Genomic DNA, 14,383 nt, shown 5'->3' with positions numbered 1-14,383 from the left:
CGGCTCAGGCGGTCCGTCGCGCCGCCAGCGCCAGGGCGAAGCCCAGCCCCCCGAGGGTCAACGCCCCCAGCACCGCCAGTGCCGGCGCCGCGGCGGCGAAGCCCTCGCCCAGGGCGCTCTGATAGGCCTCGATCGCCCAGGCGTTGGGAGTGAGCCAGCCCGCCTGTTGCAGCCACGGCGGCATCAGGAACCGGGGCACCATCGAGCCGCCCACGGCCGAGAGCAGCAGCACGCCGAAGGTCGAAGCGAGGTGAGCCTGCTGGCGCGAGGCGGCGAGGGCGCAGGCGGCGAGGGCAAGGCCCGCCGCCATCGCGGAGACCAGCAGGCAGGCCGCCAGGAACGCCGGCCAGTGCGGCCCGATCTCGACACCGTACAGGAGCGCGGCGGCCAGGAAGATTAGGCCGGCCTGGACGACGCCCTGCACGGTCAGGAAGCCGAACTTGCCCAGCACGACGACCGGCAGGCCGCCCGGCCCCGCCATCAGCCGCTCGGCGAGGCCGGTCTCCCGCTCCTCGACCAGGGACATCCCCCCCTGCATGGCGGCGAACAGCAGGAAGACGGCCGTGATCGCCCCCGCGTAGTAACTCACCCGCGCGTTGCCGCTGCCGGCGGCGGTGCTGCGCCGCTCGACCATGTCGGCGAAGCTGAACGGTTCCTTCTTCGCGCGCTGCTCCGCGAAGGCCTCGTCGAGAAAGCGGCGCTCGTCCGCCCCGATCTTCCCGGTCCGCTCCACGTCGGCGACGATGCGGGACAGGACCACGTCGGGCAGCGCCTCGTTCAGAACGCGCTGGAGCTGGCCCAGCGCGATCGGCGTCGCGAGAGCCTTGGCGGGATTCTCGACCAGGACCACCGGCTGGCTTGCGGGCGCGGATGCCGCGGCCGCGGGGGCCGCGATCAGGTCGCCGCGCAGGACGAGCGCCACGTCGACCTCGCCGGAGCGCACGGCGCGCGCCACCTCCGCGAGACCCGTTGCCGGCAGGCGCGTGACCCGCAGGGACGCGTCGGCCGCCAGCGCGTCGGCGAGGCGGCCGGTGGCGGCCGTCTGCGCGAGATCGGCCAGCCCCAGGTGGATCCGGATCCGGTCGCCGGTCGCCCCGGAGAAGATCGCCGCGAAGATCGAGAAGATCACGGTCGGCAGGACGAAGGCCATCACCAGGGCAGCGCGGTCGCGCATGAGGGTCAAGGCCATGACCCGGAACGCGGCGCCGATCACCGGGCGGATCCGAGGCGGCGCGGGGGCGGCGCGGCGCGGTCCGTGACCTCCCGCGGCCGGAGCGCGTCGAGGTAGAGCGCTTCCAGACGCGGCGCGCGCACCCGCACCTCAGCGACGGGCACGCCCTGCGCCCGCAGGGCGCCGAGCAGGGCCGCGCCGTCGAGGCCGGAGCGCTCCACCGAGCGCCACGTCAGGCCGTCCGCCTCGGCCGGTGCGAAGCCGGCGCGTCGCAGCACCGCCTCGGCGGCGGCGTCCGCCGGCACGGCGAGGCCCAGCTCCCGCTCCGGCGCGCCCGCGCGCAGCTGCGCCAGGAGATCGGCGAGCCGTCCCTCCCGCACGATGCGACCCTGCGCCAGGAAGGCGACCCGGGTCGCGAGGCGCTCCGCTTCGCCGAAATCATGGGTGGCGATGAGGATCGCCGTCCCGGCCGCCTTGAGCCGGTCGAGCACCGCGTGGATCGCCGCCCGGGCCGCGAGGTCGACGCCGCTCGTCGGCTCGTCGAGGAGGACGAGGCGCGGCCGGTTCATCAGGCTCGCCGCGATGTTGACCCGCCGTTTGTACCCCCCCGACAGGACCCCGACGGGGCGGCGCGCCACGTCGGCGATGTCGGCCATCGCGAGCGCCGCCTCGACCGCCGCCCTCCGGTCGCGCCGGGGCACGCCGGCGAGCTGCCCGAACACGCCGAGGTTCTCCGAGACGGTCAGCCGCGGGTAAAGGGCGATCTCCTGCGGCACCCAGCCGATGGCGCGGCGAGCGCCGCCCTCCCGGTGGGGATCGGCACCCGCCACGCGCACGGATCCTGCGGTCGGTCCCAACCGGCCCGCCACGAGGCGCATCAGCGAGGATTTTCCGGCCCCGTTGGGTCCGAGCAGGGCCAGGGTCTCGCCGGCGGCGAGGGCGAGGTCGACCTGCTCGAGCACCCGTCGCCCGCGGAGATCGAGGTCGACGCCCTCGATCCGGACGAGGGGGTCGCTCATCGTCTCACCGCCGCGGCAGGGCGCGCGCGAGACGCACCCGCACGGCGACACCCGGATCCCGGAGGGCGAACGCGGCCTCGGCGAAATCCGGCCGCCCCCGGCGGCCGATGCCCCCGGAGAATCCGTAGGGCTCCAGCGGCAGGCCGAGGCCGGTGCGGTCGAGCCGGCCGTTGCCGTTGCCATCCTGGTAGGCCGCCACCGCGTAGGTCCCGGGCGCCACGCCCCGGAACGTGAACAGCGCCCGGTCGGCCGAGGCCGGGGCGTCGTCGCCGCGGCTGCACGACGCCTCCGAAAGCCCGCCCTGGCACAGGGCCACGCGCACTTGGCCGCCGCCGGGCTCGATCCCGTCCACCTCGACGTGAACGGTCGCGGCCGCGACCGGCAAGGCGAGGGCGCACAGCGAGGCCGCCACGGCGAGCGCGAGGCGACCCGTCGCGTGCTGACCGCCCCTCCGGGCCCCGGTCACGAGGCTTCGCCGGAGGTGGCGAGCGGCGCGGTCTCGGGGATGCCGGCCGTTGCGGCCGCGCGGGCGCCGGCCAGCTCCTCGATCAGAAGCCGGGCAGAGATGCGCGCACCCTCGTAGATCACCGGCAGGCCGGAGCCCGGATGGGTGCCGCCGCCGACGATGTAGAGCCCGGGTCCGAAGCGGTTGTGCGGCCGGAAGTACAGCATCTGCATCAGGTCGTGGGCGAGGTTGAAGGTGGCGCCCTCGTGGACCGCGAAATCCTCCTCCCATTGGGTGGGGTCGATGATCCGTTCGTAGCGGATCCGGGATTCGATATCGCCGAGGCCCAGGAGCTTCAGGCGTTCCAGGATCAGGGCGCGGTAGGTCTCGCGCAGGGCGGCCCAGTCGATCCCGGCCTTCAGGTTCGGCACCGGCACCAGCACGTAGAGGGCCGTGTGGCCGGGCGGCGCCATGCCGCCGTCCGTGTAGCCGGCGTGCTGCACGTAGAGGGAGGGCTGCATCGGCAGCGTCCCCTCGGTGATCTCACGGATGTTCTTCTCGTAGCCCTCGGCCAGGAGGATCGTGTGGTGCCCGAGGCTGTCGGGCATGTTCCCCTCGATCCCGAGGTAGAGCATGAAGGTCGAGCAGGAGAGCCGGGCCTTCTGGATCTTGGCGTCGCGCCAGCGCGGACGATGCCGCTCCGGCACCAGGGCCCGGACCACCTTGGCGAAGTCGCCGTTGATCAGCACCGCGTCGGCGTTGAAGGTCTCGCCGTCCGCCACGACGCCGCTGGCGCGTTTGCCGTCGAACAGCACGCGCTCGACGTTCGTGTTAAGCCGGAGGTCGACGCCCATGCGGCCGGCCAAGCCCGCCATGGCGTCGGAGACGGCGCCGCAGCCGCCGACCGGGTGGTAGACCCCGTGCTCATATTCGAGGAACGACAGGATCGTGAACAGGCTCGGGCACCGGAACGGCGACATCCCGAGGTACTTGGTCTGGAACGAGAAGGCGAGGCGCACCCGCGGGTCGGCGAAGTAGCGCTTCAGGTCGCGGTCGACGCTCCGGCCGGGATGCAGATGAGGTAGGGCCGCCAGCATGGCCGGGCTCACCATGCTCCGCAGCGTGTGGAAAGCCTGCTCAAGCACGGGCTTGAAATAGTTCAGCTTCGTGCGGTTCTCCGCGAAAAAGGCTTTGACGTTCTTCGCGTCGTCCGGGGCCACCCCGGCGATCTCGCGCTCCAGGCGTTCGACGTCGCCCGTGGCGCGGATCGTGCCCGAGATCCCGTCCGGACCCTCGAAGACGAGGTGGTATTGCGGGTCGAGGCGCTCCAGTTTGACGTGGTCCTCCAGCCGCTCCCCGCAACTCGCGAATATGTCCGCAAGAATCTGTGGATAGAGGAAGAACGTCGGGCCGATATCGAATCGATACCCACCCGGAGCCTTGACCGTCTTGGTCCGGCCGCCGACCTGCGCGTCCTTCTCGAACAGCGTGACGTGGATCCCGGCGCGCGCAAGCAGCAGGGCGGACGCGAGCCCACCCGGACCGGCCCCCACCACCGCCACCCGGCGTCCGGTCAGCGCCCGCAACCCATTCCCAGACTGAAGCAACGCAGTTGCCTCCTTACACAATCCCCGCACCCGTCGCGGCCAAGCTAGCTTCGCATCATCGGACGACAATTGCAGCCGTTTGTCGCGTGTCGATTGCGGGACGTGGACGGACGCCGCGGTCGTGCCCTCTTGGACTGCGCCGCCGCGGCAGAATACGGAGTTTTCGCCGCGCCGGAAAATTCGGGGACGGGCGGTGACGCCGTGCGGCCGCGCGTCGGGCAGGTGCGTGCGGTCCAACCGTCGCGGACCGGATCCGGGGCGCCCAGAATCCGATCGACAGGTGACACCGATGCCAGACCGGAAGACCCCCTCGCTGCGGTGCCGCGCACTCCTCCTGACCGCCGCCATATTGTTGTCGGGCACGGCGAGCGGGCGCGCGGAGGAGGCGCCGGACCTGCCGGCCCCGAAGCGCAACGCCGCCAAACTCGCCGGGCTGGTGGGCTTCGTGAACCTGCACTGCGACACGCTCCGGCCCGATCAGGACCGCTTCAAGGGAGCGGTGCAGGCGATGGGCGTCGATCCGGCCGAGCTGGACCGCGACATCCTGCTGCTCCAGGCTCGATCCTACCTGGCCGCGTACGAGAAGGACGTGCCGGGCAGCTGTCAGCGCGCCGAGGAACTGTTCGGCCAAACCGGCAGGATCATTCCCCGGCTGTTTCTCCCCCGGTGAGGCCCCACGCGCTGGGCCCGGCGGCGGAGGTCCGGGCGGAGCGGGCGGGCGCGGCGATCCGTCATCCGGGCCCGGCCCCGGGCCCCTCCCACGGACGGCTTTTTCGCCGGAGCCCGCGGTGCGGCGGTGGACTGGATCCGAGCGCGACGGATCACGCCGGTCCGGTTCGGACGGTTCCGGCGCGGTCGAGCCGCCCCTGGCCGCGCGCGATGGCGTGCAGGGCGATCCCAGCCGCGGTGGCGACGTTGAGGGAATCGAAGCCCGCCGCCATCGGAATGCGGATCGGCCGGGCGCCTGCGAGGGTGGCCGGGTCGAGGCCGGGCCCCTCGGTGCCGAGGATCAGGAGTGCCCGCGCCGGGACGGCGAGGGCGTCCAGAGGCTCGACCGCACCGGGACTGAAAGCGAGGGGCTGCAGATCCAGCGTCTGCGCGAGACGCAGCCAATCCTGTCCCGCGGGCAGGCGCGCGAAGGGCTGGATCAGCGCGGCACCGGCCGAGACGCGGATGCTCTTGCGGTAGAGCGGGTCGCAGCTTTCCGCATCCAGGAGAACCGCGTCCGCCCCGAAGGCGGCGGCGTTGCGGAAGGCGGCACCGACATTGTCGTGGTTGGTCAGCCCCGCGAGGCCGAGCACCAGCGCCGGGGCGGGCCTCGGCGGCACCGGGGCGGCCGCGTCGAGCTCTCCGCCGCGCACGCCGATCGCCAGCACGCCGCGGTGGATCGGGAACCCCGTCACGGCGCTCATCACGGCCTTGGCGGCGAGATAGACCGGCGCCGGGCAGGCCGCGACGGCATCGGCGAGCCCCGGCCAGCGTTCCGGCGCGAGCAGGATCGACTCGGCGCGGAAGCGGCTGCGCGGCCCGAGGAGCAGCCGCAGGGTCACCTCGCCCTCGACGACGAAGCGTCCGGCGCGGCCGACGAGGTCGCGCTCGCGCATCCGCGTGTAGGGATCGAGGCGGGGATCGCCCGGGTCGGTGACCGTCTCCGGGGCCGGCCCCACCTCAGCCCTGCTGTCGCTCGGTGCGGCTCGCCAGCGGATCGGCCTCGGCCTTGGTCGGCACCTTCACCAGCGCCTCGCCGTCGAGGACGGTTTCGCCGGCCACCGAGCACTGGCAGGCGAGGCGCGCCCGCCGCCGCTCGGGCATCAGCTCGGCCACCGTGACGGTCACCTCGACGACGTCGCCGATCCGCACGGGCGCGCGGAAGTTCAGGGTCTGCGAGATGTAGACGGCGCCAGGACCCGGCAGGCGCGTGCCGAGCACCGCCGAGATCAGGCCGGCGGTGTACAGGCCGTGGGCGATCCGGGTGCCGAACGGCGTGCGCGCCGCGAAGTGTTCGGACAGGTGGATCGGGTTGCGGTCGCCGGTGATTTCGGCGAAGCCGACCACGTCCGAGGAGGCGATCGTCTTCGAGAGGGTTTCCGACAGCCCGACCTCGAGATCCTCGAAATAGAGCACGCGCAATTCGGGCAACATGGCTCGGCAGACCTCCGGTTGCGGCCGGTCTCTGATCGCGCGCGGCCGGCTCTCGACATCGCCTCGCACGATCGCGGCGCCGAATCCACCCGGACGAAGGCGTAAGAGCCTCGAACTTTCTTGAGGCGCCGAGAGGGATTTCTCAACAGTCCTCGACAGGCGCGCCGCTCTCGGCGAAGAGGCCCCGTGACCGCCGATAACGCTCCCAGGCCCACGCCGCCTGCCCTCCGCACCGTCGTCGCCCGCGTGGCGGCGCTGAACCTCGGCTATTTCGGCATCGAGATCGCGGTGGCGCTCGCCATCGGCTCGGTGGCGCTCATCGCCGACAGCCTCGATTTCCTGGAGGACGCGGCGATCAACCTGCTGATCTTCGCGGGCCTGAGCTGGAGTGCGCGCAACCGCGCCCGCCTCGGCACCGCCATGGCGGGCATCCTGCTCTTGCCGGCCCTGGCGGGGGCCTACGCGGCCTACGAGAAGGCGTCGGATTTCGTCGCCCCCGCGGCCCTGCCGCTCACCCTCGCGGGCCTCGGGGCGCTCGCCGTCAACCTGACCTGCGCGCTGATGCTCGCCCGGCACCGCTCCGGGGCGGGCAGCCTGACCCGTGCGGCCTATCTCTCGGCCCGCAATGACACCTTCGCCAACCTCGCGATCATCGCGGCCGGGCTCGTGACGGCGCTTTATCCGTCCCCGTGGCCGGACCTCGTGGCGGCGGCCGGGATCGCGCTCCTCAACGCCGATTCCGCCGCCGACATCCTCCGGGCGGCCGCGGCCGAGCGCCGGGCCGCCCGGTGAGCACGGCCCTGCGCATCTTCCCCATCTCGGACCTGCACCTGGAGCGGCGGCGGCTCGACCGGATCGCGCTCGCGGCGGAGCCGTTCGACCTGCTCGCCTGCCCGGGGGATCTCCATGAGGGGCATCCCGAACGGGGGCTCGCGGCCCTGCTGCACCTCGCGCGGGGGCGACCCGTCGTGCTGGTGCCGGGCAACCACGAACGCTACGCCCCGGCCGGCGATCCGCGCACCGCACCGGACTTGCTCGCCGCCCTGGAGGCGGAGGTCGCGCGGCGGAACCGCCAGGGGGCTCGCATCCACCTGCTCCAGCGGGCACAGACCTGCACCATCGACGGGGTTCGCTTCATCGGCGCCACCCTGTGGAGCGACTGGGACCTCGCCGGGCGCTGGCTCGCTCCGGACGATCCCGACAGGCCCGACGACCCGGTGGCCTATGCGGCCGCCCGCATGACCGATCCGGCGACCGGCTCGCGGGAGTATCTCGGGTCGATCCGCAAGGGTGACGGCAGCCCGTGGCAGCCCGCCGACGCGATGGCCGCGCACCGGGTCGAGCGGGCCGCCGTGCACGCCGCGCTCCAGATCCCCCATGCGGGCCCGACCGTGGTGGTGACGCATCACCCGGCGAGCCCCCGCGCGGCCGACCGGTTTCGCGACGCGCCCGGCGTTCCCTGGTGGGTGCCGGCCTTCTACGCCAGCACCGCCCTCGACGACCTCGCCGACGCCCAGCGGCCGGATCTGTGGATCTCGGGGCATTTCCACGCGGGCCACGATATGCGGCTCGGCCGCTGCCGGTGGGTTTCCAACCCCGTGGAGGGCGCAACCTACCGGAGCGATCTCATCGTGGACGTCGGGGACGCGCCGCGGCCGGCCCCCGAGCCTTGCGGATGAGCGACCGCGACGCCGGACGCGTCCGAACACCCCTCCGACGACGTCGAGCGGGCCGGTCGGTCGCGAGGCTGACGGTCGACGGCCTGGGGACGAGCCCCAGGTCGGGGCGGCGCCGGCTGGATCGGGGCCCGATCCCCGGCCACACGGTGCGGCCGTGGACGCGCCTGTCCTAGGTCAGGGCTCGCGCCTTCGACGCGTGTTCGAACTTCTGAGCGTATGCATTCAGCTCATCGTGTCTGCGCAGCAACGCCGGCGTAGCCTCCAGTCCGACGACCTTGAGGATCTTTGCCAGACGGTGGCTCCAATCGTGCAGGCGCAGGCATTCGATCACGCCCATCGAACGCGCCGCGTTCAACTGCTCCTGCCGCCGATCGAGGTCGTGCAGGAAGTCCGGGACGTCTTCCGAGTCCGAGGGTAGGCTCACGACTGCGTCCGGCCAGGGGAAGATGTCGTTGAACTCGGGGCACTGCGGCGGCGATCCGATGATCGTAGAGCCGCAGGCTATGCCCTCGAAAATGCGAGGCGGCACGATCTGCTCCCCTTGGCTCTCCGTGAACTTGTGCCCGCCGGCCCTCAGATGATCGAAGCAGACGAAATACTTCGCACGCTTGATCTTGCTGAACATGAGAAATCTATGCTGTTCCCAGTCGAAGACCCGCGCTTCCGAGATGCGCACCGTATCGTACTCGTAGAAGATGTTTTCCGATCGGGCCATCTCAAGGAAGCGGAGATGGACATCCTCGGAGCGGCGGCCGATCGAGAGGATGTCGATCGTTCGGTCCGGCGCGGAGATCCGGGGTGCGGCCTCGAGGGCGTTGACTGCGGTGGGAAGGAACTCGCAGTGAACGCCTATGGCATCCTGCAAGACCGGCGCAGTATTTGAATGCAATGTAAAAACGTAATCGAACTGCGCCAAAATATCGATGTATTTCTTCTCTTTCTTCAGGCGGTTGGCCCAGATTTCGATGATGTAGGCGACTTTCAGACCGGTATGATTTTTCCATCCGTGAAAATTGTTGAGTTCGATCACCGACTCGATTGTCGATCCAACAAAAATGAATAAATCGTAGTTCTTCTCGATTCTGACTTTAGTCGTGTGCGGTAGTCTCGCGTGCCTGACCCGTCTGCTCAGGCCTGACATGACGGTATGCGTGAAAGTCCGGTAAATCGAATCGCCGCCGACCAGGGGAGGGGTTACGACATCAGCATCCGTGATGTCGGCGAGGATCTTCACCATTTCAAATGCTGTTACTTGAAAGGCTTGCATCTTAGCCATATAGTCTGAAAATATCAGCGTTTTATAGGCCATAATACCGCCCTTTGATTTGAAAGATACTGTTCTTCATCGGTTCTGACGTGCCCACGCCGACCGCTCCAGCTCGAAGTCAGTGACGCGTCGCCGGCAAGCCTAGTCCTGCTCACCGCCGACCGGCGCGCCAAGCGGGTCGCTGACTTCGGTGCGAGCGGTCGATGGATGGCGATGCGTCTGTGCCGATGTTGATATTGGTCGCTCGCTATCGTTCGATTAGGCTACATGCCGTTCAATTATAGAGCATATCAAGCCGTTGGAAAGATCGTCTGGCAGTTTTGCGGCCAAGCCCCGGCAATAACCGCACTCTCACACGCGGCCGAGTTCGATTTCAGCGATCTGCCAAGTGGCGATGGCAAACCGATTTCGGCTGATTGTGACGTGAGCGTCGGATCATCGTTCAGGCGTGTGCGATGTTGACAGTCGAACGCGCGCTTACAAGCGGGATGATTTTGAACATGCGGAGTATAAATCCGTATATCTTGCCAAAATCATTGGCATTAAAGCTGGCAGATAATTAAGTGTAATGTTGGTCGATCTGTGCGGGTCGACCGAAATCCGAGACCTCAACAGGATAGGGGTGGACGGCGCCGCCGCTTCGGCCCTGAGCGGTCGTCTGCTGCCGCCGCCACTTTTTTAGGCAGAGCGCGCCGGGCCTGTGTCGCCGCCGCGCCACCCGCGCGTGTTGCGCGCGAGAGGCGGCCAGCCCGGTCTCCGGTGCCGCTCCCGTTCCATGAACGAGGGCGGCGCAGCGCATCCGATCACGCCGCGGTCGCGACGGTCCCGGAGATCGGACGACCACGCACCACCCTGCGGTGATGCCGGTCCCCGGCCGGGCGAGCCCGGCCCGTCCGGAGGCGCTCCGCTTCGGCCGAACGCCGCGACCTCCGCGAATCCGCGGGGCAGATGCCTGTGGTCCAGACGATAGGACCCGATCGGGCCGGATCTCGATCTATTCCCGCGCCCCGCCCGTGAAATGTTGTTCCGGTGTCGTTCCGCACAGCTTGGCTGGAGCGGCAGGATGGTGACGGTCCTGATGCGCGTCCAACCCTGATCAGCCCAGGTCTCGGGCTCTGGTTTGGAGCTCTCATGGCCGGATTTAGCCTGACGTCACGCAGAGTCGCGGCGACGACTCTTGCCCTTTACAGTGCAACGACCGCGACAGTCGTGCGGGCCGGATCCGCCGCGCAACCGGGGCAGACGGTCGGCCTGCCGGTCGGCGATCAGTTGCCGATCGGGTTGTACTTCGTGAACCTGTCGAGCTTCGGCACGCGCAGCACGCAGCCCCGCGACTCGTCGACGAGCGTCAACCTGCCGACCTTTGCATGGGCGACGCCGTGGACCATCGCGGGTGCGCGCCTGCAATTCTTCTTCACCCAGCCGATCGTGGCGGCGAGCAGCCAGGGGACGGCCTATCAGAGTGGCGTCGGTCAGCAGCTGCTGGCCGCCCAGCTCGCCTGGGACCTCGGCGGCGATGTCGGCGTCAGCTACCTGTTCGGCGGCTACCTGCCGATCCAGACGCGATTCCTCACCCAATCCGCCTCGCTGAGCCACCGCTTCGCGGTGAGCTACACCGGCCAGGGCTGGAACCTCACGTCGAACCTGCTCTACGGCGTCTTCCTCGACAGCCGCTCGCCGTCCGGCACCCTCTACCCGGATTACCTGAACCTCGATCTGACCATGACGAAGAAATTCGGGCAGTGGCAGATCGGCGCGGTGGCGTTCGGCTCGACCGACCTGCCCACCGGCGTGGGCAGCTACCGGCCGCAGGGGCAGATCGCCGTGGGCGGCCTCGTCGGGTACAATTTCGGGCCCGTGAACCTGCAGGCCTACCTGACGCACGACGTGATCGAGCGGAACTATCGCGGACGCGAGGTCCGCGGCTGGCTGCGCGCGATCGTGCCGCTCTATCGGGACAAGAACGAGGTCGAGCCCGGCCGCACCCTGGTGACGCGGCGTCAGGCCGAGTAGCCGGGGCGCGGATCGAAGTGCCAGCCCGCGCCCGTCTCGGATGGGCGCGGTCCGGCGTCTCAGCCGTGCACCAGCACGTTGCGGAACTGCCAGGGATCGCTGGTGTCGATGTCCTCCGGGAACAGGCCCGGGCGGTCGGTCAACGGCGTCCAGTCGGTATAGACCCCCACGACCGGGCCGAGATACGGGGTCTGAACCTCCAGGCAGCGGCGGAAATCCATCTCGTCGGCCTCGACGATGCCGGCCTCCGGATTCTCCAGGGCCCAGACCATGCCGGCGAGCACGGCCGAGGTCACCTGCAGGCCGGTGGCGTTCTGGTAGGGCGCGATCCGCCGGGTCTCCTCGATGGAGAGCTGCGAGCCGTACCAGTAGGCGTTCTTCCTGTGGCCGTAGACGAGCACGCCAAGCTCGTCGATGCCGTCGACGATCTCGGTCTCGTCGAGGATGTGGTGCTGCGCCTGCACCTTGGCGGCGTTGCCGAACATCTCATGGAGCGAGAGCACCGCGTCGTCGGCCGGATGGTAGGCGTAATGGCAGGTCGGCCGGAAGATCGGCGTCCCGTTCTCCTGGACAGTGTAGTAGTCGGCGATCGAGACGGCCTCGTTGTGGGTCACGAGGAAGCCGAACTGCGCCCCGGCGGTCGGCACCCAGGTGCGCACCCGCGTGTCGGCTCCGGGCTGCAGCAGGTAGATCGCGCAACGCGACCCCTTCTCCTGCTGGCGGGCATTGGCGGGCTTCCAGGTCTCGTGCGTGCCCCAGCCGAGCTCGGCGGGCTGGTTGCCCTCGGAGACGAAGCCCTCCACCGACCACGTGTTGACGAAGACGCCGCGCGGCTTCGGCGTCCTGGCGCGCTGGGTGTCGCGCTCGGCGATGTGGACGCCCTTGACGCCCAGGTCCTTCATCAGGCCGGCCCAGTCGGACCGGGACTTCGGCTCCGGCCGCTGGAGGCCGGTATCCTGGGCGATGTTCAGGAGCGCCTGCTTGACGAACCACGAGACCATGCCGGGATTGGCGCCGCAGCACGACACGGCCGTGCTGCCGCCGGGCTTCTGCGCGCGGGCGTCGAGGATGTCCTGGCGGAGCGCGTAGTTGGTGCGGTCGCCCTGGCTCTTGCTCTTGTCGAAGTAGAAGCCCGGCCAGGGCTCGGCCACGGTGTCGATGTAGAGGGCGCCGAGTTCGCGGCAGAGTTCGAGGATGGCGCGCGAGGAGGTGTCGACCGAGAGATTGACGCAGAAGCCCTGGCCGCCGCCCTCGGTGAGGAGCGGGCTCAGCACGTCGCGGTAGTTCTCCGGGGTCAGCGCGACCGTCTCGAAGCGCAGGCCGTGCGACTCGGCGAGCGCCCGGTGGGTGTCGACCGGGTCGATCACGGTGAAGCGGGCGCGGTCGTACTCGAAGTGGCGCTCGATGAGCGGCAGGGTGCCTCGGCCGATCGAGCCGAAGCCGATCATCACGATGGGGCCGGTGATGCGGCCGTGGATCGGGTGATGGGTCGGCTGGTCGGTCATGGCGGGAGATCCTCGTTGGCGGATGCCGGGCGCATCCGCGGGTCTGGCTCGCGGGCGGGTTATGGCGCGCGTGTGACAGGGCGGCGACAGGCGCTCCGCGGGCGGCGCCAGCACGGTGCTCGAGGCCGATCGCCGGACGCGCGCTCAATGGCGGGTCGACCGCCGCCGGTCAACCGCGCCGCGCTGTGGGAGGGGCCGACAGATCGGCCGCGGCTTGCGGGGAGAGGCGCAGCGCCCCGCCCCGGGTCCGTGCCCGGATGCACCGCGCCGGCGCTGCCTCGGGTGGCGAAGGGCCGACTCGCGCAGACGACGGATCACGGCGGGCCGCACAAAGGTTAAGGTTCGCCTGATGCCCAGGACGACGATCATGCCTCCGGTGCATGCGTCGCCCGCGCTTTTCCCGGTGGCAGGCGTGAATTGCAAGTCTCATATTGCAATGCAGCAAAGCCGCCGAGACGGCTGCAAGCTCAGGGATCATGGAAGCGCCCGGGACTTCACGCCTCGGAGTTCGCCATGCTCGCGCTCATCACCTCCCGGATCCCCGGCCCGGTCATCGAGATCGCCGACCGTGACCCCGGCTTCCTCACCCTCGTCTTCGCCGTGGCCCGCGCGGCCCGCAACGGGGCCGAGACCGCATTCGCCCGTCGCTGTGCCCTGGCGCGCGCGGTCGGCGGCCCCAACCCGCTCTGACGCCGGAGCCGACGCCACGGCTTCGCGCCGGCCCCGTCACGGGGGTCGGCGACGTCCGGAGATTGCGTCGTCCCGGCTGGGGCTTTAGGCGGCTGTGCCGCTCCATGGCCCGGGGGTTCGTGATTCCATGCCGTCGTTCTCAGCCCATGTGCGGGTCAGCCTGGTCGCCGCGCTGCTGCTCGCAGTTCCCGTGACGCCGCGGGCCCAGGATGCCGAGCCCGACGCGGGGGCGCCCGCGGAGGCGGCCCCCAAGGCGCGTCCGAAGCCCAAGCCGAAACCGGTGGCCGCGCCGAAGCCCGCCGCCAAGCCCGCCGAGACCGCGCCGAGTTCCGCCGCCCACGGACCGGCCGCGGCCCATGCCGCTTGGCCGACGGGCGCCAGCACGGTCAGCGAGAGCTACGGCGACTGGACCATGACCTGCACGCGCCCGAACGAGACGGTGACCTGCATCGTGGCCCAGTCGCAGGGTGATTCGCAGACCGGCCGGCGCAAGTTCGCGGTCGAGCTGCAATCGCCGGCGGGGGGACGCTCCGAGGGTCTCGTGTTGATGCCCTTCGGCCTGTCCATCGAGGCGGGCGTGACCTTCAAGCTCGACGAGCAGACCCTCGGCAAGGGCGCGCCCTACTCGATGTGCGGGGTCGACGGCTGCTTCGTGCCGATCAGCTTCCCGACCCTGGCCCTCGACGGCATGCGGACCGCCAAGAAGTTGTTCGTGACCGGCCAGAAGGCGAGCGGCACCGATCCGGCGACGATCGAGGTCCCGCTCACCGGCTTCCCCCAGGCCCTCGACCGCGCCGCCGCCCTGAGCGGCTGAGCATCGGTCGTCGGGCCAGTTTCCCCGTTAC

The 14,383-nt window shown here is 70.1% G+C and carries 14 protein-coding genes; 6 read left to right on the top strand and 8 right to left on the bottom strand.

Translation table 11 applies throughout. From position 1 onward, the window contains the following. Positions 1 to 4: 4 nt before the first annotated feature. Genes MFF58_RS08535 through crtI form a run of 4 tightly spaced genes read right to left on the bottom strand, consistent with a single transcriptional unit; the run spans position 5 to position 4,242 of the window. Positions 5 to 1,213 (bottom strand): ABC transporter permease, encoded by a 1,209-nt coding sequence (locus MFF58_RS08535; RefSeq protein WP_238286635.1) that lies wholly within the window; start codon positions 1,211 to 1,213, stop codon positions 5 to 7. Continuing rightward, positions 1,210 to 2,190, bottom strand: a complete 981-nt coding sequence (locus MFF58_RS08530) for an ABC transporter ATP-binding protein (RefSeq protein ID WP_238286633.1) — start codon at positions 2,188 to 2,190, stop codon at positions 1,210 to 1,212. The genes MFF58_RS08535 and MFF58_RS08530 overlap by 4 nt, the downstream gene beginning before the upstream one ends. A 4-nt stretch (positions 2,191 to 2,194) precedes the next feature. Further along, on the bottom strand, positions 2,195 to 2,656 hold the full coding sequence (locus MFF58_RS08525) for a DUF2141 domain-containing protein (protein WP_373323297.1): 462 nt from the start codon (positions 2,654 to 2,656) through the stop codon (positions 2,195 to 2,197). Beyond that, positions 2,653 to 4,242, bottom strand: coding sequence for a phytoene desaturase family protein (gene crtI, locus MFF58_RS08520; RefSeq protein ID WP_238286631.1), 1,590 nt, complete (start codon positions 4,240 to 4,242; stop codon positions 2,653 to 2,655). Before crtI ends, MFF58_RS08525 begins: the two co-directional genes overlap by 4 nt. Positions 4,243 to 4,531: 289 nt before the next feature. On the opposite strand from crtI, the gene MFF58_RS08515 reads away from it, so the two are divergent. Further along, positions 4,532 to 4,912 (top strand): hypothetical protein, encoded by a 381-nt coding sequence (locus MFF58_RS08515; RefSeq protein ID WP_238286629.1) that lies wholly within the window; start codon positions 4,532 to 4,534, stop codon positions 4,910 to 4,912. 151 nt (positions 4,913 to 5,063) lie between these two features. Here the strand turns inward: MFF58_RS08515 and MFF58_RS08510 are convergent, their stop codons facing one another. Beyond that, entirely contained in the window at positions 5,064 to 5,909 is an 846-nt protein-coding gene (locus MFF58_RS08510) for a TrmH family RNA methyltransferase (RefSeq protein ID WP_238286627.1), read from the bottom strand. Between the two features lies 1 nt (position 5,910). Then, positions 5,911 to 6,384, bottom strand: coding sequence for a 3-hydroxybutyryl-CoA dehydratase (croR, locus tag MFF58_RS08505; RefSeq protein WP_010683707.1), 474 nt, complete (start codon positions 6,382 to 6,384; stop codon positions 5,911 to 5,913). 186 nt (positions 6,385 to 6,570) lie between these two features. Here croR and MFF58_RS08500 point away from each other — a divergent pair, with 186 nt between their 5' ends. Together MFF58_RS08500 and MFF58_RS08495 are read left to right on the top strand one after the other, a co-directional pair. Beyond that, complete coding sequence (locus MFF58_RS08500) at positions 6,571 to 7,176, top strand: cation efflux transmembrane domain-containing protein (protein ID WP_238286626.1); 606 nt, start codon at positions 6,571 to 6,573, stop codon at positions 7,174 to 7,176. 8 nt (positions 7,177 to 7,184) lie between these two features. Next, a complete protein-coding gene (locus MFF58_RS08495; protein WP_238286862.1) occupies positions 7,185 to 8,063 on the top strand; it encodes a metallophosphoesterase in 879 nt (292 codons plus the stop codon). 169 nt (positions 8,064 to 8,232) lie between these two features. Here MFF58_RS08495 and MFF58_RS08490 read toward each other — a convergent pair whose 3' ends face one another. Further along, complete coding sequence (locus MFF58_RS08490; RefSeq protein ID WP_238286625.1) at positions 8,233 to 9,372, bottom strand: glycosyltransferase family protein; 1,140 nt, start codon at positions 9,370 to 9,372, stop codon at positions 8,233 to 8,235. A gap of 1,089 nt (positions 9,373 to 10,461) precedes the next feature. On the opposite strand from MFF58_RS08490, the gene MFF58_RS08485 reads away from it, so the two are divergent. Continuing rightward, a complete protein-coding gene (locus tag MFF58_RS08485; protein ID WP_238286624.1) occupies positions 10,462 to 11,343 on the top strand; it encodes a transporter in 882 nt (293 codons plus the stop codon). 59 nt (positions 11,344 to 11,402) lie between these two features. Here the strand turns inward: MFF58_RS08485 and MFF58_RS08480 are convergent, their stop codons facing one another. Continuing rightward, positions 11,403 to 12,848 carry a homospermidine synthase gene (locus MFF58_RS08480; RefSeq protein WP_238286623.1) on the bottom strand — a complete coding sequence of 482 codons (1,446 nt, stop codon included), beginning with the start codon at positions 12,846 to 12,848 and terminating at the stop codon, positions 11,403 to 11,405. Between the two features lie 513 nt (positions 12,849 to 13,361). Between MFF58_RS08480 and MFF58_RS08475 the strand changes: the two genes are divergently transcribed. Together MFF58_RS08475 and MFF58_RS08470 are read left to right on the top strand one after the other, a co-directional pair. Next, positions 13,362 to 13,538: a hypothetical protein gene (locus MFF58_RS08475; RefSeq protein ID WP_238286622.1), complete on the top strand. Its 177-nt coding sequence runs from the start codon at positions 13,362 to 13,364 to the stop codon at positions 13,536 to 13,538. Between the two features lie 127 nt (positions 13,539 to 13,665). After that, positions 13,666 to 14,352: an invasion associated locus B family protein gene (locus MFF58_RS08470; RefSeq protein WP_238286621.1), complete on the top strand. Its 687-nt coding sequence runs from the start codon at positions 13,666 to 13,668 to the stop codon at positions 14,350 to 14,352. Positions 14,353 to 14,383: the final 31 nt, after the last annotated feature.

The organism is Methylobacterium longum, from assembly GCF_022179385.1.
Classification (GTDB): domain Bacteria; phylum Pseudomonadota; class Alphaproteobacteria; order Rhizobiales; family Beijerinckiaceae; genus Methylobacterium; species Methylobacterium longum.
The sequence above is the reverse complement of the archived record's forward strand: the minus strand, read 5'-3'. Positions and strand labels throughout refer to the sequence as shown.

What these genes read in the sequence shown, in the direction of transcription:
- MFF58_RS08480 (WP_238286623.1), bottom strand. Translation starts at nt 12,848, where the DNA reads ATGACCGACCAGCCGACCCATCACCCGATCCACGGCCGCATCACCGGC.
- MFF58_RS08515 (WP_238286629.1), top strand. Translation starts at nt 4,532, where the DNA reads ATGCCAGACCGGAAGACCCCCTCGCTGCGGTGCCGCGCACTCCTCCTG.
- MFF58_RS08475 (WP_238286622.1), top strand. Translation starts at nt 13,362, where the DNA reads ATGCTCGCGCTCATCACCTCCCGGATCCCCGGCCCGGTCATCGAGATC.
- MFF58_RS08485 (WP_238286624.1), top strand. Translation starts at nt 10,462, where the DNA reads ATGGCCGGATTTAGCCTGACGTCACGCAGAGTCGCGGCGACGACTCTT.
- MFF58_RS08530 (WP_238286633.1), bottom strand. Translation starts at nt 2,190, where the DNA reads ATGAGCGACCCCCTCGTCCGGATCGAGGGCGTCGACCTCGATCTCCGC.
- MFF58_RS08470 (WP_238286621.1), top strand. Translation starts at nt 13,666, where the DNA reads ATGCCGTCGTTCTCAGCCCATGTGCGGGTCAGCCTGGTCGCCGCGCTG.
- MFF58_RS08490 (WP_238286625.1), bottom strand. Translation starts at nt 9,372, where the DNA reads ATGGCCTATAAAACGCTGATATTTTCAGACTATATGGCTAAGATGCAA.
- croR (WP_010683707.1), bottom strand. Translation starts at nt 6,384, where the DNA reads ATGTTGCCCGAATTGCGCGTGCTCTATTTCGAGGATCTCGAGGTCGGG.